General features: G+C 58.0%; 20 protein-coding genes. 15 read left to right on the forward strand and 5 right to left on the reverse strand.

What is annotated here, in order from left to right:
* Positions 1-120 precede the first annotated feature (120 nt).
* Genes FE702_RS04055 through FE702_RS04065 form a run of 3 tightly spaced genes read left to right on the forward strand, consistent with a single transcriptional unit; the run spans position 121 to position 2287 of the window.
* Positions 121-1314: a bifunctional 2-C-methyl-D-erythritol 4-phosphate cytidylyltransferase/2-C-methyl-D-erythritol 2,4-cyclodiphosphate synthase gene (locus FE702_RS04055; protein ID WP_147124994.1), complete on the forward strand. Its 1194-nt coding sequence runs from the start codon at positions 121-123 to the stop codon at positions 1312-1314.
* The gene (locus tag FE702_RS04060; RefSeq protein WP_147124995.1) at positions 1311-1811 is read left to right on the forward strand and encodes a phosphatidylglycerophosphatase A family protein; all 501 of its coding nucleotides are present in this window, start codon (positions 1311-1313) and stop codon (positions 1809-1811) included. Before FE702_RS04055 ends, FE702_RS04060 begins: the two co-directional genes overlap by 4 nt.
* Positions 1808-2287: a CinA family protein gene (locus tag FE702_RS04065; RefSeq protein WP_430303141.1), complete on the forward strand. Its 480-nt coding sequence runs from the start codon at positions 1808-1810 to the stop codon at positions 2285-2287. Before FE702_RS04060 ends, FE702_RS04065 begins: the two co-directional genes overlap by 4 nt.
* On the opposite strand, the gene FE702_RS04070 is transcribed toward FE702_RS04065, so the two are convergent.
* Both FE702_RS04070 and FE702_RS04075 read right to left on the reverse strand, forming a co-directional pair.
* Positions 2275-3549, reverse strand: coding sequence for an MmgE/PrpD family protein (locus tag FE702_RS04070; protein WP_147124996.1), 1275 nt, complete (start codon positions 3547-3549; stop codon positions 2275-2277). The two genes, FE702_RS04065 and FE702_RS04070, sit on opposite strands and share 13 nt — an antisense overlap.
* Positions 3546-3989 (reverse strand): type II toxin-antitoxin system RatA family toxin, encoded by a 444-nt coding sequence (locus FE702_RS04075; protein ID WP_147124997.1) that lies wholly within the window; start codon positions 3987-3989, stop codon positions 3546-3548. The genes FE702_RS04070 and FE702_RS04075 overlap by 4 nt, the downstream gene beginning before the upstream one ends.
* Positions 3990-4072: 83 nt before the next feature.
* Between FE702_RS04075 and hpt the strand changes: the two genes are divergently transcribed.
* Together hpt and FE702_RS04085 are read left to right on the forward strand one after the other, a co-directional pair.
* The gene (gene hpt / locus FE702_RS04080) at positions 4073-4609 is read left to right on the forward strand and encodes a hypoxanthine phosphoribosyltransferase (RefSeq protein WP_147124998.1); all 537 of its coding nucleotides are present in this window, start codon (positions 4073-4075) and stop codon (positions 4607-4609) included.
* Positions 4606-4812 (forward strand): DUF945 domain-containing protein, encoded by a 207-nt coding sequence (locus FE702_RS04085; RefSeq protein ID WP_147124999.1) that lies wholly within the window; start codon positions 4606-4608, stop codon positions 4810-4812. Before hpt ends, FE702_RS04085 begins: the two co-directional genes overlap by 4 nt.
* A gap of 21 nt (positions 4813-4833) precedes the next feature.
* On the opposite strand, the gene lipA is transcribed toward FE702_RS04085, so the two are convergent.
* Positions 4834-5787, reverse strand: coding sequence for a lipoyl synthase (gene lipA / locus FE702_RS04090; RefSeq protein WP_147125000.1), 954 nt, complete (start codon positions 5785-5787; stop codon positions 4834-4836).
* 153 nt (positions 5788-5940) lie between these two features.
* Positions 5941-7065, reverse strand: coding sequence for a DUF6456 domain-containing protein (locus FE702_RS04095; protein WP_255449580.1), 1125 nt, complete (start codon positions 7063-7065; stop codon positions 5941-5943).
* 214 nt (positions 7066-7279) lie between these two features.
* Between FE702_RS04095 and FE702_RS04100 the strand changes: the two genes are divergently transcribed.
* Positions 7280-7570, forward strand: coding sequence for a DUF6477 family protein (locus FE702_RS04100; protein ID WP_147125001.1), 291 nt, complete (start codon positions 7280-7282; stop codon positions 7568-7570).
* Positions 7571-7589: 19 nt separating this feature from the next.
* Here the strand turns inward: FE702_RS04100 and FE702_RS04105 are convergent, their stop codons facing one another.
* Complete coding sequence (locus FE702_RS04105; RefSeq protein ID WP_147125002.1) at positions 7590-9131, reverse strand: trimethylamine methyltransferase family protein; 1542 nt, start codon at positions 9129-9131, stop codon at positions 7590-7592.
* Between the two features lie 175 nt (positions 9132-9306).
* On the opposite strand from FE702_RS04105, the gene guaA reads away from it, so the two are divergent.
* The 9 genes from guaA to FE702_RS04150 all read left to right on the forward strand — a co-directional run bounded on the left by guaA (position 9307) and on the right by FE702_RS04150 (position 18710).
* Positions 9307-10869 (forward strand): glutamine-hydrolyzing GMP synthase, encoded by a 1563-nt coding sequence (gene guaA / locus FE702_RS04110; RefSeq protein ID WP_147125003.1) that lies wholly within the window; start codon positions 9307-9309, stop codon positions 10867-10869.
* 111 nt (positions 10870-10980) lie between these two features.
* Entirely contained in the window at positions 10981-11847 is an 867-nt protein-coding gene (locus FE702_RS04115) for a DMT family transporter (protein WP_147125004.1), read from the forward strand.
* A 124-nt stretch (positions 11848-11971) separates the two neighbouring features.
* Entirely contained in the window at positions 11972-13342 is a 1371-nt protein-coding gene (locus tag FE702_RS04120; protein WP_147125005.1) for an OmpP1/FadL family transporter, read from the forward strand.
* Between the two features lie 98 nt (positions 13343-13440).
* On the forward strand, positions 13441-14328 hold the full coding sequence (locus FE702_RS04125) for a DMT family transporter (RefSeq protein WP_147125006.1): 888 nt from the start codon (positions 13441-13443) through the stop codon (positions 14326-14328).
* 54 nt (positions 14329-14382) lie between these two features.
* Positions 14383-15252 carry an ATPase gene (locus FE702_RS04130; protein WP_147125007.1) on the forward strand — a complete coding sequence of 290 codons (870 nt, stop codon included), beginning with the start codon at positions 14383-14385 and terminating at the stop codon, positions 15250-15252.
* 32 nt (positions 15253-15284) lie between these two features.
* Positions 15285-16220 carry a homoserine O-succinyltransferase gene (locus FE702_RS04135; protein ID WP_147125008.1) on the forward strand — a complete coding sequence of 312 codons (936 nt, stop codon included), beginning with the start codon at positions 15285-15287 and terminating at the stop codon, positions 16218-16220.
* Between the two features lie 10 nt (positions 16221-16230).
* The gene (locus FE702_RS04140) at positions 16231-17190 is read left to right on the forward strand and encodes an alpha/beta fold hydrolase (RefSeq protein ID WP_186826977.1); all 960 of its coding nucleotides are present in this window, start codon (positions 16231-16233) and stop codon (positions 17188-17190) included.
* A gap of 46 nt (positions 17191-17236) precedes the next feature.
* Positions 17237-18103 carry a polyphosphate kinase 2 gene (gene ppk2 / locus FE702_RS04145; RefSeq protein WP_147125009.1) on the forward strand — a complete coding sequence of 289 codons (867 nt, stop codon included), beginning with the start codon at positions 17237-17239 and terminating at the stop codon, positions 18101-18103.
* Positions 18096-18710: a TetR/AcrR family transcriptional regulator gene (locus FE702_RS04150; protein WP_147125010.1), complete on the forward strand. Its 615-nt coding sequence runs from the start codon at positions 18096-18098 to the stop codon at positions 18708-18710. Before ppk2 ends, FE702_RS04150 begins: the two co-directional genes overlap by 8 nt.
* Positions 18711-18766 lie beyond the last annotated feature (56 nt).

Genomic DNA, 18766 nt, shown 5'->3' on the forward strand with positions numbered 1-18766 from the left:
CGACAAACGCCACTTGAGTGACTTTGGCACAATAATCCACCATTGCACAAAAATTAGGCAGAAAACAACATGCAGAGTTCCATATTGCCCCATGTGTCAGCAGTCGCGTAACCAAGGCGCATGAATACCAAGTCCCAGCCGACCAAATCAGACGCATCCGCCACGCCAAAGGTCGGAGCCGTCATTGTAGCCGCCGGACGCGGGCAACGGGCTGGAGGCCCCGCTCCGAAACAGTGGCAAACGCTCGGCACGCAAACTGTCGCTTGGCATACTCTGCGAGCCTTCGCGCGCCACCCTCAAATCGGCCCAATCGTCTTTGTTCACCACCCTGACGATCTGGAGCAGGTTAACGAGTTGCGGAACGACTACGCATTCACGCCGGTTCCCGGCGGCGCTGACCGTTCGGCCTCCGTACGCGCGGGGTTAGAGGCGTTGGACGGCACCGCTGTCGCCAAGGTTCTCATCCACGATGTCGCGCGACCCGGAGTATCAGACGACCTGATCGACCGGGTGATTGCTGCATTGGACCAAGCAACAGGTGCCGCCCCCGCGCTCGCGGTAACCGACGCTCTCTGGCGCGGGGACCCAAGCACAGGCACAGTTGCAAGCACGGTGGATAGAACAGACCTGTTCCGCGCCCAGACACCACAGGGGTTTCACCTTGAAACCATCCTTGCAGCACATCGGGACATCCAAGGCGGTGCAGCAGACGATGTCGAGGTTGCGCGCGCTGCCGGGGTTGACGTCGTCATCGTAGAGGGCGACGAGGCCAACCTAAAGATCACTCACCCGCAAGACTTTGATCGTGCGGCCCGCATTCTGGAGACCACGGGAATGGACATACGGCTGGGAAATGGATTTGACGTCCACAAATTTGGACCCGGCGATGCCGTGACCCTGTGTGGTGTGACCGTTCCATTCGACAAGGGACTGGTGGGCCATTCGGATGCGGATGTCGGAATGCACGCGGTGACCGATGCAATTTATGGGGCTTTGGCAGCAGGCGATATCGGAACGCACTTTCCGCCAAGCGATCTGCAGTGGAAAGGTGCAGCAAGCCACATCTTTCTCGAACACGCGGTGAACCTTGCCCAGTCGCGCGGTTTTCGCATCGCCAATGCGGACTGCACCCTGATCTGCGAATTCCCAAAGATCGGCCCGCATGCCGAGGCGATGCGCCAAGAGATGGCGCGCATCATGGGCATGGACGTGAACCGCATCAGCGTCAAAGCCACGACGTCCGAGCAACTGGGATTCACCGGTCGAGGCGAAGGCATTGCCGCGCTGGCGACGGCCACGCTGGTGGCAATATGATCAAAGCGATTGTCACCGTTGGGTTCGTCGGGCTTTTGCGGCCTGCATCCGGTACATGGGGATCGCTCGCGGCTCTTTTCCTCGGAGCTGGCATTCTGTTTCAGTTTGGCCCGTTGGTTTTGGCGCTCGGCGCACTGGTTGCCTATGTGCTCGGTCATTGGGCTGTGAGCCAATACACAAGCGGCGATGCCGACCCAAGCGAAGTGGTGATTGATGAGTTGGTTGGGCAGTGGATTGCCATCCTGCCTGTCGGGCTATTGCTGGAAACGGCGCGAGGACCGCTCCCCATCGAATTCGGGCTGTTGGTTGCTGGCTTCTTCCTGTTTCGCCTCTTCGACATCTGGAAACCGTCAATCATTGGTTGGGCCGACCGAAAACATGGCGCAACCGGCATCATGTTGGACGATGTGTTTGCCGGTATCTTTGCTGCGATTGTCCTGATGCTGCTCTATGTGGCAATGATCTATGCTGCCGTCGCCAGCAATCCGTGGGGATGACCATGTCACTGGCCGAAGACCTCCTGCGCATCTGCCAAGAAAAAGGCCTGACGGTGACAGCTGCTGAAAGCTGTACCGGGGGAATGGTCGCCGCCGCAATCACGGACGTTGCCGGATCGTCGGCCATTTTTGAACGTGGCTTTGTCACCTACTCGAACATCGCCAAAACCGAGATGCTGGGCGTCAGCCCCGCAACGCTCGACGCGCATGGCGCCGTGTCTGAAGAGGTCGCACAAGAGATGGCGCGTGGCGCGGTGGGGGCCGCACAATCAGACCTCGCCGTTGCGATCACAGGAATAGCGGGCCCCGGCGGTAGCGAATTCAAACCGGAAGGGCGCGTCTGCTTTTGCACGTTGTCTTCTGATAGCGTGCTGGTCGAAACCGTGGAATTCGGCGCGCTTGGACGGGCAAATGTTCGCGAGCGGTCACGTGACCACGCCTTGCAACGGTTGATTGAGGCCGCTCAGGCAGTCTGAGCCATCCAGTTGGCCATCTGCGCAGGCATATCGTCCGAGGCCAAAGCGGCCTTTAAAGCCGCAGCGTGATCCCGTCCTAGCAAACTGATCGATTTCTCTTCCAACCGCTGGCTGATGACATCCAGGGGAATTGGATCGGCCAGATCATGGTGCAACATCCCTTTTGGCGTTTTGATCCGCGCAGCCGTGTCAGAAATCGAGTCGTCAAAGCTCAATGCCAGCTTACCTCGGAGCTCTAGCGCGGCCTTATCCGTGCAGGCGTCGTCGCTATAGGTTTCGAGTGCTGCCGTATCATATCCGGCCATCCGTAAGGCGATGGCGTGAGTGAGCGAAAACTTCGCCTCCAGCCCCGACTTTGGCTCCGGGATGGCGCAGACTTTCGACCATCGCGGGTGCACATGGATGGTTGCCGGACCGACATAGTCGCCAACGGCCTCCAGCGCCGCATGAATGCCATGGCAACAGGCATGAAATTTGTAGCGAATATCCGCAAATCGCCACTCGCGGCCCAGTGTTTCGAAAGCGGATTGATCGTCTTCGCCTGCATGTGTGGGGCCAAAGCCCTGTGTCACCGACAAGCCATCCGCCGGGCCAGTCATGCCAAGCGCGGCAAGTGTCGCAACCTCGACCCCGGCAGAAGCGGCCTGCCCCGCATTATACGGTTTGCCCATCGTACCAAATTGCGATTTCAGGCCAGAGGCGCGCGTCGCCAACAGGTTTATGGCGTGCTCTGTCGCCTGCGGACCAACCGACATCAGGCGGCATGCCGCGATCGCTGCGCCGAAGGCCCCGGCGGTGGCCGTCTGATGGAACCCGGCTTCGTAATGGCGACGCCCCAGCCATTGGCCCACCCGAACCGAGGCCTCTGCCCCGATCAGCGCCGCAAGGCGCGTCGCATCGCGATCTGCACCCACGCGCTGTGCAACCGCCAACGCCGCGGACCACACAACCACACTGGGATGGCCGATATGCGCAAAGTGGGTGTCATCATAATCAAGCGCATGCGCGGTCGTGCCGTTCACCAGCGCCGCTGCGCGGGCCGGCACCCTTTGACGTCTGCCGAACATGGCGGCCTCTGGTGTGCCGGCATCATTGGTCGCCATTTCGCGCAGTGCTTTCGCCACCGGCTCTGTTTTACCAGCGACGGCGCAGGACGCCCAATCCATGCAGGACAGTTCGATCAAACGCAGGGCGTCGGTTTGGGGCGTTGTGGCGTCTGCCGCAAAGGCTGCAAGACGCTGAGCGATTGTGGGTTCGCTCATCCGTAAAGCTCGGCGGCACGGCGCTCAAAAGCGCGCACGATCCGTTGCATGGCATCGTTGAAGACGATGCCAATGAGCCCTTGCAGAACGGCATTCTTGAATTCGAAGTCCACATGAAAGGACACATCGCAACCGCCTTCGGCGTCCGCGAATGCCCACGTGGATTCCATGAACCGGAAAGGCCCGTCGATGTAGCGCGTATCAATCTTCTTGTCGCACGGGTTCAACTCGACGCGGCTGCCAAACCTTTCGCGAAAGACTTTGAATGACACGACAAGATCGGCCTCCATCACCTCGCCTGACGCGTTTGGTTTGCGGCTGCGAATGCGGGCCGCCGCGCACCAAGGCAGGAATTTCGGATAGGACGCCACATCTGCAACCAGATTGTACATCTGGTCAGCCGTGTATGGCAGGCGTTTCGTTTCTGAATGGGTCGGCATAGAACCTTCGCAAAAGCCACGCATTTTACGTGCAACTGCGCCGTGATTTCGGTAACGAAGCGCGGAAAATCAAGGGAAGAATGATGACCCAGCGTCCATATGTCATCGATCAAATGATCTCGGCCAAGGCGATTGCCGCACGGATTGAGGACCTCGCCCAACAGATCAGTCAGGCGTTTTCGGATACGGATAAGCTGGTTGTCGTTGGTATCCTGCGCGGATCGTTTGTGTTTATCGCGGATCTTGTCCGGGAGTTGGACCTCGATATCGAAGTCGATTTCATCGAAGTCACGTCTTACGGCAACGAAATGAAATCATCCGGAGAAGTTCGCATTCTCAAAGACTTGCGCGGCGCAATAGAAGGACGAGATGTGCTTGTCGTCGAAGACATCGTCGACACCGGGTTCACCATGCATCACGTGTCTCAGCATCTGATGTCCCGCAACCCGAAGAAGCTTCAATCTATTGCGCTTTTGGACAAACCATCGCGTCGCGAAGTTGAGTTCAAAGCCACCTATACAGGCTTTGAAATCCCGGATGAATTTGTCGTTGGCTACGGCATCGACTATGCGCAGAGAAACCGTAACCTGCCCTATATTGGCAAGGTGCGCTTCACATGATGGGGCCGATCTGGTGGGTTCGTCTGGCCCGCTGGGCCCGCAGACCGCCGTCAAAGGAATACGTTCGGATCGTCCTGGTCGTTGTGGCCTTATGTGCCGCCATCGTCGGCGGCACATGGCTTCTCGGCATCGAACTGGATGATCCCGGCGTAAACCCACGACGCGGCATCAGCGTCGATGTCGAGATCGTTCAGCCGGATTAGCGCTTTGCCGTTCTTAACTGATTAGCGCTGTGCCAGCTTTGCATCCCGCGCTGCCCGCAGACGGGCAAAATCATCACCAGCGTGGTAAGATGACCGCGTGAGCGGCGTGGCAGAGACCATCACGAAGCCCTTGTTCCAAGCCGTTTTTTCATAGCTTGCAAACTCTTCGGGCGTCACAAAGCGATCCACGGCGTGGTGCTTTGGCGTTGGCTGAAGATACTGGCCGATCGTCAGAAAATCGATATCGGCGGCTCGCATGTCGTCCATGACCTGAACAACCTGCTGCCGGGTTTCCCCAAGGCCCACCATGATACCGGATTTGGTGAACATCGTGGGGTCCAGTTCCTTGACCCGTTGCAAGAGGCGGAGCGAGTGGAAATACCGCGCACCTGGCCGCACCTCTGGGTAAAGCCCCGGGACGGTTTCTAGGTTGTGGTTAAAGACGTCTGGCCGCGCCTCGACAACTGTCTCAAGAACGCTGTCATCACAGCGGATAAAGTCAGGTGTCAGGATTTCGATGGTCGTCGATGGCGACTGCTTGCGGATCGCTCGGATGGTCTGGGCGAAATGCTCTGCACCGCCATCTTTAACGTCATCGCGGTCAACGGATGTGACCACCACATGGTTCAGGTCCAGCTTTTTCACGGCATGGGCCACGCGCCCGGGTTCGAACGGGTCCAGATCTTCTGGCGGCTTGCCGGTTGCGATGTTGCAGAACGTGCAAGCGCGCGTGCAGACCTCGCCCATGATCATCATCGTGGCGTGACCTTGGTTCCAGCATTCGCCCACATTGGGGCATCCTGCCTCTTCGCACACCGTCACAAGCTTGTTTTCGCGCATGATCTCGCGCGTAGCTTTGTATCCCTCGCCCACGGGTGCCTTGACGCGGATCCAGTCCGGTTTCTTAGGCTGCGGGTTATCTGCCTTGTGCGCCTTCTCTGGGTGGCGTTCGGCTGGAATGGTCAAGTCGCGCATTGCTGCCCTCACGGTCGCGTGGTTGGGTCACTGGTGCTTACCTAAGGGTAGCGGGTCTCAATGTCCAACGGCGCGATGTCGCTATTGCGACAAGAGCAGCGGGATTGCACAGGGCGCATGGCTGCGCCCCTGCATGCTAACTATGCGGTAGCTTCAACCGATCATGGGACCGTGACGTCCGTGCCGTTCTTCGTAGTGCCGCTTTAGGCGGATCAATGCGATCCTGAGTACGATCTTGCCGGAGCGCGCTGACCAGCCCATCCGTTTCTCGGCGGCTTCCATCCCTTCGAGGAAACAGCAACACCGGAGCACGACATCCCCTAGGCCCGGCCCCAAATCTGCAAGCGCCTGCTGGACACGCTCACGCGCTGCATCCGGGCCACGCAATCCGTCAACGGCCAGAGGGTCGCTCCTGCCACTTGTTACGTATCGCTCCCAATTCTGGGTGGATTGCGGCGCCATTTGCGCCAATTCGAAATCCTCGCGCAACTGTTCCCCGGCCGCGACGAGATCCTCTGACAGGAACGGTTTACCGTCTCTGTCCTTGCGGCGGGACAATGATGCCAGCGGGGTTTCTGCCAGATTATATCGGATCTGACGCGGGGCCTCGTCTTCGCTGACAGACCAGTCTTGGCGCGCTCCAGCAAAACCCGCCTGAGCTTCTGCAAAGCCCTGAGCCTCTTTAGCAGCGCGGTTTTCGGCCTCTGCCAAAAGGCGCTTCAAAGCTGCACGCCCGACAGACGTGATCCGGTAGCATGCGATCCTGGCGCTGGGTTCTGGGCAAGAAATCCACTCTTTCAATGCCATGGCAGCGGCAATTTCGCGGTCGACAACCGCCGTGCGTGTATTGCCACCATCCTTGGTGTCGCGCACGACCACGGCCTTATCCATCTCTTTGGCCACGGCAAGTACCGCCCCCGTCTCACACAAACGGCGCAGAATGCGACGTCCCTCTTTTGCGATGGCTTCCTCTGATGGCGGCTCAGGCAGCTTGATGGGAGAGTGTTTCATATCGGCGCGGTCCTCGTTGGCCTGTCGTGTGACGGGCGCAAAATGAGCGCGCCCCAAGCGGCGCAGCCCTTCATCAACGAGCGGATCGTCCCGTTTTTGTTCCAACCGACGCACCTGACGCAGGATCGTTGAGGCATGCACTCCGGTTTCCCGCGCAAGCGCGCGAATGGACTGACCGGCCTCTGTGTGGATCAGATAATTCTGGGCGGCTGACGGCACCCAATTCGGTAAATTGATCTGCATGTGATCGTGACGTTTATAGTCCATACCACCCTACCCTTGGCATTTATCCACAGGCTTATCCCCAAAATTGATCACAACCGTTGCGTGTGTTGGTTACTTAAACGTTAAAATCCGCTACAACCGACAGAATTGTTTCGATTTGATAAACTTATCTGAAACCTGCGCTCGCTATTTTTGGGGAGGACGCAACACACTCATAGGTTGTGCAACAAGCGCCACAGGGAAAGGGGCCAAACCTATGAAAGACTTATTCTCGATGATATCCGCACTTCGTCGTCCTCGCCTGCTGATCTCGGCAGCGCGACACGGCGTGGCCGATTATGAACGCACACGCCATCTTAAGCGTGTGCTCGGCGGGTTCAATCCGCCAACGCCCGGAGCGGCAGTCATGCGATTGCTAGAGATCGAACGCGGATTGAACGCGGCAAGAAACGATGGCGACGCCACCTACGATGTCGCCAAACATGTAGACATCCTGATCGCCATCATGGGCGAAGCGCGGTTGCTCCGGCGTCAAGAGACGTCCTAAGCAACCGCGATTGCATCAATCAAACAAAGGCGTCTGGCATAGACGCCTTTTTGCGGGCGACATAGTCCTGAAGCGCGGCGTAAATGCCGGGGTCAAGCGCGGGTTGCTGATACCCGGCCAGCATCTGCTCGACCCGCGTTGTCGCAAGCGCCTGCGTGTCACGTGCGCCTTCATCAGCCCATGTTTCAAAGGGCTTGTAATCAAAGACCCCGCTGCGCCAGAACGCATCCTGATAGTTGGCATGGGTATGCGCGCAATCGAGATAGTGACCACCTGGTCCGACTTCGCGGATGGCATCCATGGCCTGCGCGTTCTCGTCCGCGGCAACACCGGCTGCCAGCTTGTGCAGCACGCCAAGCTGATCGGCATCCATCACGAATTTCTCGAAAGATGACACTAGCCCGCCTTCGAGCCACCCACACGAGTGCAGCATGAAGTTCACGCCGCCGAGCAACGCGGCATTCAGCGTGTTCGCCGTCTCATATCCCGCCTGCGCATCAGGCAGCTTGGACCCGCACAGACCGCCACCCGAGCGGAATGGCAGCCCCATGCGACGCGCCAACTGACCGGCCCCGGACAAGATCTGGCTGGCTTCTGGCGTCCCGAATGTCGGCGCGCCGGAATTCATGTCGATTGATGTCACGAAGGTGCCAAAGATCACCGGTGCGCCCGGACGGATCAATTGGCTGTAAGCGATCCCTGCCAACACCTCGGCCAAGACCTGCGTCAGGGTGCCTGCCACCGAAACCGGCGCCATGGCCCCGCCAACGATGAATGGCGATACGATACAGGCCTGATTGTTGGCCGCATAAACCTCAAGCGCGCCCATCATGATGCTGTCAAAGGTCAACGGCGAGTTGATGTTGATGAGCGATGTCATCACCGTGTTTTCCTGCACGAAATCTTTGCCAAACAGGATTTCGCACATCTCTACGCTGTCTTGAGCACGACTGGGTTCCGTCACGGATCCCATGAACGGCTTGTCTGACAGTGTCATATGCGCCAGCAACATATCGAGGTGACGTTTGTTCACGGCGACATCGGTTGGCTCGCATACTGTCCCGCCGGAGTGGTGCAGCCATTTCGACATGTAGCCAAGCTTCACGAATTTTTCGAAGTCAGCCATCGTGGCGTATCGGCGCCCGCCATTGGCATCGCGCACAAAGGGTGGGCCGTATACGGGTGCGGTCACGAGGGTGTTGCCACCGATCACCACATCGCGGTCGCGATTTCGGGCGACCTGCGTGAATTGCGAGGGCGCTGTTGAGCACAGCTTGCGCGCAAGGCCACGCGGGATGCGGACACGCTCACCTGTTACGTCTGCGCCAGCCTCTTTCCAGCGTTCGAGCGCTGCGGGGTTGTCGACAAACGCAACACCAACTTCTTCCAAAACCGTCTCCGCGTTGGCTTCGATGATTTCGAGTGCTTCGTCGTTCAGGATCTCAAAGTTCGGGATCGCGCGTTCAATGTACTTAGCGGCCTCGATCTTGACGCCTGTCCGTGCGGCCCGACGCGCTGCACCGCCGCCACCACGCGTCCGCCGTGTTGCCACCTTTTCCATAACACGTTCCTCATCTGAGCTTTGTGGTTGAGTGCTTTTAGGCATGTCGCTTCGGTGGGATGCGGGGGATTGCGCCGTTTTGAGATAAAAAGCGACATTTGCGGACAGAGCGTCGTCGCTTTCTTCCTGCGCAGTCGCGCTTGCGCCCATGCCATCGCTTGCCTAAAGCACGACCATGAGCACTCCAGATCACGACCGCCTCCTCATCATCGACTTTGGCAGCCAGGTGACGCAGCTGATCGCGCGCCGCCTGCGCGAATTGAATGTCTATTGCGAGATTCACCCGTTTCAGAACGTAACCGCAGAGTTCCTCGCGGAATTCTCACCAAAAGCGGTGATTTTTTCAGGCGGACCGGCTTCGGTCATCGACGAAGGCTCCCCGAGACCACCTGCAGAGGTCTTTGATCTGGGCGTTCCAATTCTCGGGATCTGCTATGGTCAGCAGGTCATGATGCAGATGCTCGGCGGCCAGGTTAAACGCGGCGAAGGCACCGCCGAATTTGGCCGCGCCTATGTGACGCCTGCGGACAAACGGATTGACCTTTTGAATGGATGGTTCATCGAAGGTCAGGAACAGGTGTGGATGAGCCACGGCGACCATGTTGCCAAGATTGCGCCGGGTTTTGAGGTCTATGGCACGTCACCCAATGCGCCGTTCGCCATCACCGCTGATCTAGAGCGTCGTTTCTTCGCAGTGCAATTTCACCCCGAGGTGCACCACACCCCGAACGGCAAAACGCTCTATGAAAACTTTGTCAAAATGGCAGGTTTCTCTGGCGACTGGACGATGGGCGCCTATCGCGAACAGATGATCGAGAAGATCCGCGCGCAGGTCGGCGACAAACAGGTCATTTGCGCGCTGTCGGGTGGGGTAGACAGCTCGGTTGCAGCGATCCTGATCCACGAGGCAGTCGGAGAGCAACTCACCTGTGTCTTTGTAGACCACGGCCTCTTGCGCAAGAATGAAGCCGAGGAAGTCGTTGGCATGTTCCGCGAGAACTATAACCTCAAACTGATCCATGCCGATGAAAGCGATCTCTTCCTCGGCAAACTGGACGGCGTCAGCGACCCGGAAACCAAGCGAAAAATCATTGGTGGGCTGTTTATCGACGTGTTCCAGAAACATGCTGACACGATTGAAGGTGCAGAGTTCCTTGCCCAAGGCACGTTGTACCCCGACGTAATCGAGTCGGTCAGCTTTAGCGGCGGACCATCGGTCACGATCAAATCGCACCACAATGTCGGCGGCCTGCCTGAGAAGATGGGCCTCAAGCTGGTTGAACCCCTGCGCGAGTTGTTCAAGGACGAAGTCCGCGCGCTGGGCCGTGAACTCGGCCTGCCAGCCAGCTTTATTGGGCGACACCCTTTCCCCGGACCGGGCCTTGCGATCCGCTGCCCCGGTGAAATCACGCGTGAAAAACTGCATATCCTGCGCGAGGCGGATGCCGTTTATATCGACCAGATCCGGAAACACGGTCTCTACGATGACATTTGGCAGGCTTTCGTTGCGATTCTGCCTGTGCGCACCGTCGGTGTGATGGGTGATGGACGCACCTATGACTACGCCTGCGCGCTGCGGGCGGTGACGTCTGTTGATGGGATGACCGCCGATTACTATCCGTTCACCCACGAATTCTTGGGCGAAACCGCCACGCGGATCATCAACGAAGTGCGTGGGATCAATCGCGTGACCTATGACATCACCTCCAAACCTCCGGGAACGATTGAGTGGGAGTAATGTAGGCCCGGTTGATCGACAAAAAGTATCCGCACAATAGTGCGTAGCGGGCGGTCTTGTCGCTTCATGAATATCCGGAACGGAAACGGCGCAGACAAAGAAAGCCGGTAGATGAGCACAACAATCACAGCCGCGTTGTGGATGATCGGGGCAATCGTGTCGTTTACGTCGATGGCGATCGCTGGGCGCGCGGTTTCTTTCGAACTCGATACGTTCGAAATCATGATGTATCGCTCGCTCCTTGGCGTTGTCGTTGTTGTCTGTGTCGCGGGTTTCGCAGGCACCCTGCGAGAGGTGCGGCTCAACCGTTGGCGGTTGCATCTGGCGCGGAACATGGCGCACTTCTTTGGCCAGAATTGCTGGTTCTACGCGATCACCGTCATTCCGCTTGCGCAGGTCTTTGCGCTGGAGTTCACTGCGCCGCTTTGGGTTTTGCTGTTGGCGCCGCTCTTTCTGGGCGAACGCCTCGGTTGGCAAAAACTGATATTCGCAGCCGTCGGATTTGTTGGAATTCTTGTGGTCGCGAGACCCGATTTCAACAACCTTGAGCCGGGCATCCTATTTGCGGCGGCAGCGGCGATTGGGTTTGCCGGGACAGCTATCGCCACAAAGCTTTTGACCCGAACCGAGACCATCACCTGCATTCTGTTTTTCCTGACAACGATGCAGGCGGTGTTTGGCGTTGTCTTTGCCGGGTTTGACGGTGACATCGCACTGCCCTCACCAGCCTCGGTCCCCTGGCTCGTCGTGATTGGCATTGCCGGGCTCGTGGCGCATTTCTGCATGACAAGGGCACTCAGCCTCGCTCCGGCCAGCACTATCATGCCGGTGGACTTCGTGCGTTTACCCGTGATCGCCTTGATTGGGATGGCCTTCTACGATGAACCGCTGGACATCTGGGTCCTTGTCGGCGCGTTGATGATTTTCGGCAGCAATTACGCAAATATCCTGCGCGAGGCGCGGATTGCAAAAATGTGACGCTGGAACACACAGAGCATCCTAACGCCGCGTCATAAATTGACGCACAAGCGCTTTCCCGCGCAATTTATGCACAAGCGCCCGAGGGAGGTCGAGTGACACACAGGGCGTCAGGGAGAGACAGATGAAGAAACTACTTATGAGCAGCGCGGCCATCGCGCTGACGACAACAGCCGCAACCGCTGGTGGCTTGGACCGTTCGCAGCAGAGCACGACATTCCTGTTCGGCGATCCCGGTACGGGTGCCGTGACGATCGCACGCGTGAACCCAAAGATCACCGGTACAGATGACACCGGTTCCGGCGACTATGACATCGGCCAAAGCTTTACCCAGATGGGCGCATACGCCTTGGTTGATGGCCCGTCGGATATCACGTTCGGCTTCCAATACGATCAAGCCTTTGGTGGTGACGTTCTGTACGGAGGTGATCCAACCACCGCGGCACTTGCCGGGACCAAAGCGGATTTTGCCGGTGAATCGCTGAACTTCATGGCCAAGTACCAAATGAACGAGCGTGTTTCGGTCTTTGGTGGTATTCGTGCGCAGAAATCTGGGGGTGAAATCGCTCTGGGCGGTCTGGCATACACACGTGCTGGCGTTTCGGGTTCGGATGCGTACCTCGCAGGTGCACGTGCTGGCGTAAGCGCTGCGCTTACCGGCGGCCCGCTGGATGCTTTGGCGGGCGTTGTTTCGACGGGCCTGTCCGATGAAGTGATCCAAGCCGCTTCGCTAGGTACAGCAGGCGCAACAGACGACCTCGCGGCTGAGCTTACCGGACTCGGGGTTCCCGTGGCATTCGCCGGAGCCACCGCGGCAGGTATCGTCGGAGCACTGCAGCCAGCCTTCAACGCGGCTGTGAACACAACTGCTGCGGCTGGTTTCTACGACCTAGAGATCGAAGACGACTGGGGCTTTGGCTACACACTTGGTGCAGCATATGAGATCCCAGACATCGCGTTGCGGCTCGCTGTGACCTACCATTCGGAGGTTGACCACACCGCAAACGCATCCGAGCAACTTGCCGGGACCACACGCGAAGACAAGATCGACTTCACAACACCTCAGTCGTTCAACGTTGATTTCCAGACAGGTATCGCTGCTGATACATTGCTGACCTTCAACTATCGCTGGGCAGAGTGGGGATCGTTTGATGTGATCCCATCCCTTCTTGGGACAGACCTGGCCGATCTCGATGACAGCCAGCGCTATTCGATTGGCATCGCGCGCCGTATCAACGATGCACTGGCACTGTCGGCAGGCATCACCTACGAAGCAGCGAGCAACGACGACAACGTGTCTCCACTTTCGCCAACCGACGGTGAAACTGGCCTGAACCTCGGTGTTCGTTACGAAGCCGACGGCCTGACCTTCTCTGGCGGTGTGGGCTACACATGGATCGGCGATGCCGACGCCGGTGTTGGTGGACAGGATGTTGCCTCGTTCGAAGACAACTCCGTCACCACAGTTGGCTTCCGCCTAACCTACGAATTCTAATCTCTTTAGAAATATCGTCAGAAAAGCCCCGCAATTCGCGGGGCTTTTTTTGTGCGTTTCCGGGTTTTCGGAATGTAATGATCTGATATGTCGAACGAATGATCGTTCAAAAATCCATGTCGGGTCGCGCTTGGGCCGAGTTGATCGTTTTGTCCATTTTGTGGGGCGGGACTTTCTTATCGGTCCGGATCGCATTGAACGAAATTGGCCCACTGACCGTGGTCGCACATCGCGTGGGTTGGGCCGCCTTGTTGCTTTGGGGCGTTGTTTTCTTGCGCCGTCTGCCCGTCCCGACAACACGCCGCGTCATCGGCGCCTTTGCGATTATGGGGCTCTTGAATAATATCGTTCCCTTTTCACTTCAGGCCTGGAGCCAGCTTTATATCGAGTCGGGACTCACATCGATTCTGAATGCGGGCACTGCAATTTGGGGTGTTTTGGTCGCTGCATTGTTTTTCAAAGATGAAAAACTGACTTTGCAAAAATCGATTGGTGTCGTGATTGGCTTTTTAGGTGTGGCCACAGCCATCGGAATTCAAACGCTCGCACAATTGGATTTGCGCTCTCTTGCGCAATTGGCCGTTATCGCCTCGACCATCTCATATGCTTTCGCCGCGGTCGTCGCGCGCAAGCTGTTGGCGGATGTGCATCCCATCGTCTGCGCTGCCGGCATGCTGACCGCGTCGACGCTGCTCATCATTCCGACAGCTGCAGTCATCGAAGGGCAGATGACCCTTTCGCTGAGCTTGGACACGTGGCTCGCAATTGGCTACTACACCGTCTTTGCAACGGCGCTGGCTTACCTTCTGTACTACCGCGTCCTCGCCATGGCTGGGGCGGGCAATATCACGATCTGTACGCTCTTGATCGCGCCCATCGCGATTGTCCTTGGAACGGTCTTCCTGAACGAAGCGCTTCCACCACAAGCCTTCCTTGGCTTCGGGATATTGGCTGTCGGCTTGATCATCTTGTCACGCCGCCGCTAGCTTTTGACAGGCAGCTTGCTTAGACAGCGGCCAAGTTCACGAATGGGGACCACAATGCTTTATCCTTCCGCTCAGGCGTGGCGCGATGCCCCCTCAAAGCATGCCTGCCTTTTTGCCATGTCCGGGCTTGGCAAAACGCATGTCTCAAACATGCTGCGCGAGACGGGCACGTGGTTTCACTATAGCGTCGATTACCGGATCGGCACCCGGTACATGGGCGAACACATCGCCGATAATTTCAAAGCCGAAGCGATGAAAAACCCGTTTCTGGCCGAGTTGCTGCGCACAGATTCGATCTATGTCGCGTCGAACATCACCTTCGACAACCTCGCGCCGCTGTCCACCTATTTGGGCAAACCGGGCGATCCGTCGAAAGGCGGCCTTCCGATTCAAGAATATCGGCGCAGACAAGCCCAGCATGACGCCGCCGAACGCGCGACGCTCCTGGACACGGTGCATTTCATCGAACGGGCCAAGCGCCTGTATGACTATCCAAACTTCGTTTGTGACACCGGCGGCTCGATCTGTGAGGTCGTAGATCCCAAGGATCCCAACGACCCGATCCTAAAGGCCTTGTCCGAGAACACTCTGATGATCTGGATCGAAGGCACGGACGCACACCGGGACGAGTTGATCCGTCGGTTTGACCGCGCGCCAAAACCGATGTGCTACCAACCGGCGTTCCTAGAGCGTGCTTGGAACGATTATCTAACCGAAACCAGCAATGCGCCGGATCGCGTCGACCCGGATGCATTTGTGCGCTGGACCTACACACGCGCCTTGGCACATCGCCAACCCATCTATGCCGCGATGGCGAACTGGGGCGTGACTGTTGCCGCCTCTGAAATTGCCGAGGTGCGCACCGAGGCCGACTTTGTCGATGTCATCGCACAGGCCATTGAACGCCGCACCAAATCCGCCTAGGTGCAGTCCCCCAACATTCTGGACATCAACTCATGCCGATCACCCTGCCCCGGACCCTGCCTGCTTATGACGTGCTTAGCCGCGAAGGCGTTATGGTCATGGGCAAGGAAAAGTCCGCGCAACAGGATATCAGGCCACTCAAGATCGGCTTGCTGAACCTGATGCCCAAGAAGATTCAGACCGAGAACCAGTTTGCCCGGCTGATTGGGGCGACTCCATTGCAGATCGACTTCCGTCTGATCCGCATGACCGAGCATCAGACCAAGAATACGGCTGCTGACCACATGGCCGAATTCTATCGCCCATTTCAGGAGGTGCGCGATGAGAAATTCGATGGCTTTATCATCACCGGCGCGCCGATCGAACACCTGCCGTTCGAAGAAGTGACCTATTGGAACGAGCTTCAAGAGGTCATGGATTGGACGCAGACAAATGTGCATTCGACCTTTGGCGTCTGCTGGGGCGGTATGGCGTTGCTCAAGCATTTCCACGGTGTCGACAAACGCATGTTGGACGAGAAAGCCTTTGGATGCTTTCGCCAGCAAAACCTCGAACCGGCCTCGCCATATCTGCGCGGTTTTTCGGACGATTGCGTGATTCCGGTCAGTCGCTGGACAGAGAACACGCGAGAAGAGATCGAGGCTGCGGGCCTCAAGGTACTTCTTGGGAGTGATGTTGTTGGTCCCTGCCTTGTGGAGGATGCCGACCACCGCGCGCTCTATATTTTCAACCACTTCGAATATGACAGTGGCACGTTGAAGGAAGAGTATGACCGCGACGTCGCCAACGGCACCCCGATCAACGTGCCGGGCAACTACTATCCAGACAATGACCCAACGAAACCACCGCAAAACCGGTGGCGGTCACATGCGCACCTCTTATATGGCAACTGGGTGTCCGAGATTTATCTGACGACGCCTTTCGATCAGTCTTTGATTGGTCAGACGTCAACGGACCTGCGCAGCTAGGTGAGTGTCTATGAAATTGTTGATCGTGGCGGGTGTGTTGCTTGCCGGGTATGCCACCGTTGCTGTGATGTCGTCCCGACAGGAAGTCCGGGCAGAAGCCGAATTCCCGCCTGAAGGCGCGTTTGTCGAGGTGGACGGGCGTCAGGTTCACTATGTTCAGGCTGGCAGCGGCCCTGATGTCATCCTCCTGCACGGAGCATCCGGAAACACCCGTGACTGGACCTTTTCCTTTGTTGAGGAACTCAGCGCGAACTATCGGGTGACGGCCTTTGACCGCCCCGGCATGGGATACACGGCGCGGATCGCGGGCTATGGCGGACCGTTCGACGGCGACGCAGAAAGCCCGCAAGAGCAGGCCGCGTTCCTATCTGCGGCGGCGCAGCAGCTTGGGATCGAAAACCCGATCGTGGTCGGTCAATCCTTCGGCGGTGCCGTTGCTTACGCTTGGGCGCTCGACCAACCGGCTGCGGCGGTCGTATCGCTCGCAGGTGTTGCACTTCCTTGGCCGGGTGAGCTTGGGTTGTTCTACCGGGTGAATGGATCTTCGCTCGGCGGCGCCCTGTTTCCACCGATGATCGCGGCGTTTGTTCCGGACTCGTATGTGGAATCGACGATCAACGGTATCTTTGCGCCACAGGACGCACCTGAAGGCTATGCCGAACATATCGGTGCCCCGCTGTCGATCCGGACCAAGTCGTTTCGGGCGAATGCACTGCAGGTGAATACGCTTTATCCCCACATCGAAGAGCAATCTGAACGCTACGACGAACTGATGCTCCCGATTGAGATTGTCCACGGTGATGCCGACACCACTGTGCCGCTCAACGTTCACTCCGCCCCCTTTTCTGAACGCGTCGAGAGCGCAAATCTGACCGTCTTGCCGGGCATCGGACACATGCCACAACACGTGGCAGAAGCCGAAAGCATTGCCGCCATCGATCGCGCCGCGTCCCGCGCCGGATTGCGTTAGGCCCAACGCACCGCCATAGTCGCACAAAACCAGACGGGAGGCAGGCATGAGCAAACCATTCGACGGTGCAATCTCGGCCTTTTATGAAAACGGCGCGCCGGGAGACGTCCGGGACGCCATCAAAGACGCCAAGAAGGGCGACATCCTGAACCCGTCCTACCCCTATGACAAACGCATGGACAAAGGCGACTACGAAGACGCCTATGACGCGATCCAGATCGAGTTGGTCAAGTTTCAGACATGGGCCAAGGATACCGGCCAGCGGATCGTCATCGTCTTCGAGGGACGGGACGCCGCGGGCAAGGGCGGCACAATCAGTCGCTTTCGCGAAAACCTGAACCCGCGCCATGCCAAGACTGTCGCGCTCAGCAAGCCATCTGATCGTGAGGCCGCGTCATGGTACATGCAGCGCTATATCGCGCACATGCCAGCCGAAGGTGAGATCACCTTTTTCGACCGCTCTTGGTACAACCGGGGTGTGGTGGAAAAGGTATTCGATTTCTGTACCGACGAAGAGCGTGCCCAATGGTTCGAACAGGTGGGCCCCTTTGAGTCCATGCTGCGCCATGACGGCATCCACCTCAGCAAGATCTGGTTGAACGTCGGACGCGCAACGCAGCTCAAACGCTTTATGGACCGCGAAGAAGATCCGTTGAAACAGTGGAAACTGTCTTGGATCGATGTCGAAGGACTGAACCGCTGGGACGCATACACGGACGCCATTCAGGAAACCCTGACGCGCACCAATGCACCCTGCCCTTGGATCATCATCCGCAGCGACGACAAACGACGCGCGCGGCTGAATGCCATCAGATCGGTCTTGTCGCAATTCGACTACGCGGGTCGTGACGACAAGGGGCTTGGCAAGATTGATGACAAGGTCGCCGGAGGTATCGACCTCTGGGATGGCTAAACGTGGCTATCACCACGGCAACCTGCGTCAGGCGCTGGTGGATGCCGCGATCGTGCTGATCGAAGAAAAGGGCCCGACCGGATTTACCCTGTCCGAAGCCGCAAAGCGTGCAGGCGTGACCCCAGCTGCCGTCTATCGGCATTTCGAAGGCCGAGACGACCTGATCGCCGAAGCCGCGCGGCAGGGATATCTGATCTTCTCAGATCTGATGGAACACGCCTACAACGATGGTCAGCCCACAGCCTTGGCCGCGTTCGAGGCAACCGGCCGCGCCTATCTGGCCTTTGCGCGCAAGTTTCCCGGTCACTACGTGGCGATGTTTGAATCCGGGATCTCAATTCAGCGGACACCTGAACTGAACGATGCCGCCAGCAAAGGCATGAAGGTTCTGGAAGACGCTGCTGTGAAGCTGTCAGAGAACATCCCGCCCGAGAAGCGCCCACCACCTCAGATGTTTTCCTCGCATGTTTGGGCCATGAGCCATGGGGTTGTCGAGCTGTTTGCGCGGGGCTCGCCCGGCACAAGAAGCCCGTTTCCTCCGGAAGATTTGCTTGAGACGGGTATCGGGATTTACCTGCGAGGTCTGGGGCTTATCCCGCAGGACTGACGTTGCGAATGAGGTCTCGGATAAAGTCCGGGACGTCCAGCGCGACACGCCCAGGA

This window comes from Shimia ponticola (assembly GCF_007995215.1).
GTDB lineage: Bacteria > Pseudomonadota > Alphaproteobacteria > Rhodobacterales > Rhodobacteraceae > Shimia_B > Shimia_B ponticola.

Bases quoted from the DNA above. Each gene is read 5' to 3' on its own strand.
- FE702_RS04055 (WP_147124994.1), top strand. From the start codon at position 121: ATGAATACCAAGTCCCAGCCGACCAAATCAGACGCATCCGCCACGCCA.
- FE702_RS04060 (WP_147124995.1), top strand. From the start codon at position 1,311: ATGATCAAAGCGATTGTCACCGTTGGGTTCGTCGGGCTTTTGCGGCCT.
- FE702_RS04065 (WP_430303141.1), top strand. From the start codon at position 1,808: ATGACCATGTCACTGGCCGAAGACCTCCTGCGCATCTGCCAAGAAAAA.
- FE702_RS04070 (WP_147124996.1), bottom strand. From the start codon at position 3,549: ATGAGCGAACCCACAATCGCTCAGCGTCTTGCAGCCTTTGCGGCAGAC.
- FE702_RS04075 (WP_147124997.1), bottom strand. From the start codon at position 3,989: ATGCCGACCCATTCAGAAACGAAACGCCTGCCATACACGGCTGACCAG.
- hpt (WP_147124998.1), top strand. From the start codon at position 4,073: ATGACCCAGCGTCCATATGTCATCGATCAAATGATCTCGGCCAAGGCG.
- FE702_RS04085 (WP_147124999.1), top strand. From the start codon at position 4,606: ATGATGGGGCCGATCTGGTGGGTTCGTCTGGCCCGCTGGGCCCGCAGA.
- lipA (WP_147125000.1), bottom strand. From the start codon at position 5,787: ATGCGCGACTTGACCATTCCAGCCGAACGCCACCCAGAGAAGGCGCAC.
- FE702_RS04095 (WP_255449580.1), bottom strand. From the start codon at position 7,065: ATGGACTATAAACGTCACGATCACATGCAGATCAATTTACCGAATTGG.
- FE702_RS04100 (WP_147125001.1), top strand. From the start codon at position 7,280: ATGAAAGACTTATTCTCGATGATATCCGCACTTCGTCGTCCTCGCCTG.
- FE702_RS04105 (WP_147125002.1), bottom strand. From the start codon at position 9,131: ATGGAAAAGGTGGCAACACGGCGGACGCGTGGTGGCGGCGGTGCAGCG.
- guaA (WP_147125003.1), top strand. From the start codon at position 9,307: ATGAGCACTCCAGATCACGACCGCCTCCTCATCATCGACTTTGGCAGC.
- FE702_RS04115 (WP_147125004.1), top strand. From the start codon at position 10,981: ATGAGCACAACAATCACAGCCGCGTTGTGGATGATCGGGGCAATCGTG.
- FE702_RS04120 (WP_147125005.1), top strand. From the start codon at position 11,972: ATGAAGAAACTACTTATGAGCAGCGCGGCCATCGCGCTGACGACAACA.
- FE702_RS04125 (WP_147125006.1), top strand. From the start codon at position 13,441: ATGATCGTTCAAAAATCCATGTCGGGTCGCGCTTGGGCCGAGTTGATC.
- FE702_RS04130 (WP_147125007.1), top strand. From the start codon at position 14,383: ATGCTTTATCCTTCCGCTCAGGCGTGGCGCGATGCCCCCTCAAAGCAT.
- FE702_RS04135 (WP_147125008.1), top strand. From the start codon at position 15,285: ATGCCGATCACCCTGCCCCGGACCCTGCCTGCTTATGACGTGCTTAGC.
- FE702_RS04140 (WP_186826977.1), top strand. From the start codon at position 16,231: ATGAAATTGTTGATCGTGGCGGGTGTGTTGCTTGCCGGGTATGCCACC.
- ppk2 (WP_147125009.1), top strand. From the start codon at position 17,237: ATGAGCAAACCATTCGACGGTGCAATCTCGGCCTTTTATGAAAACGGC.
- FE702_RS04150 (WP_147125010.1), top strand. From the start codon at position 18,096: ATGGCTAAACGTGGCTATCACCACGGCAACCTGCGTCAGGCGCTGGTG.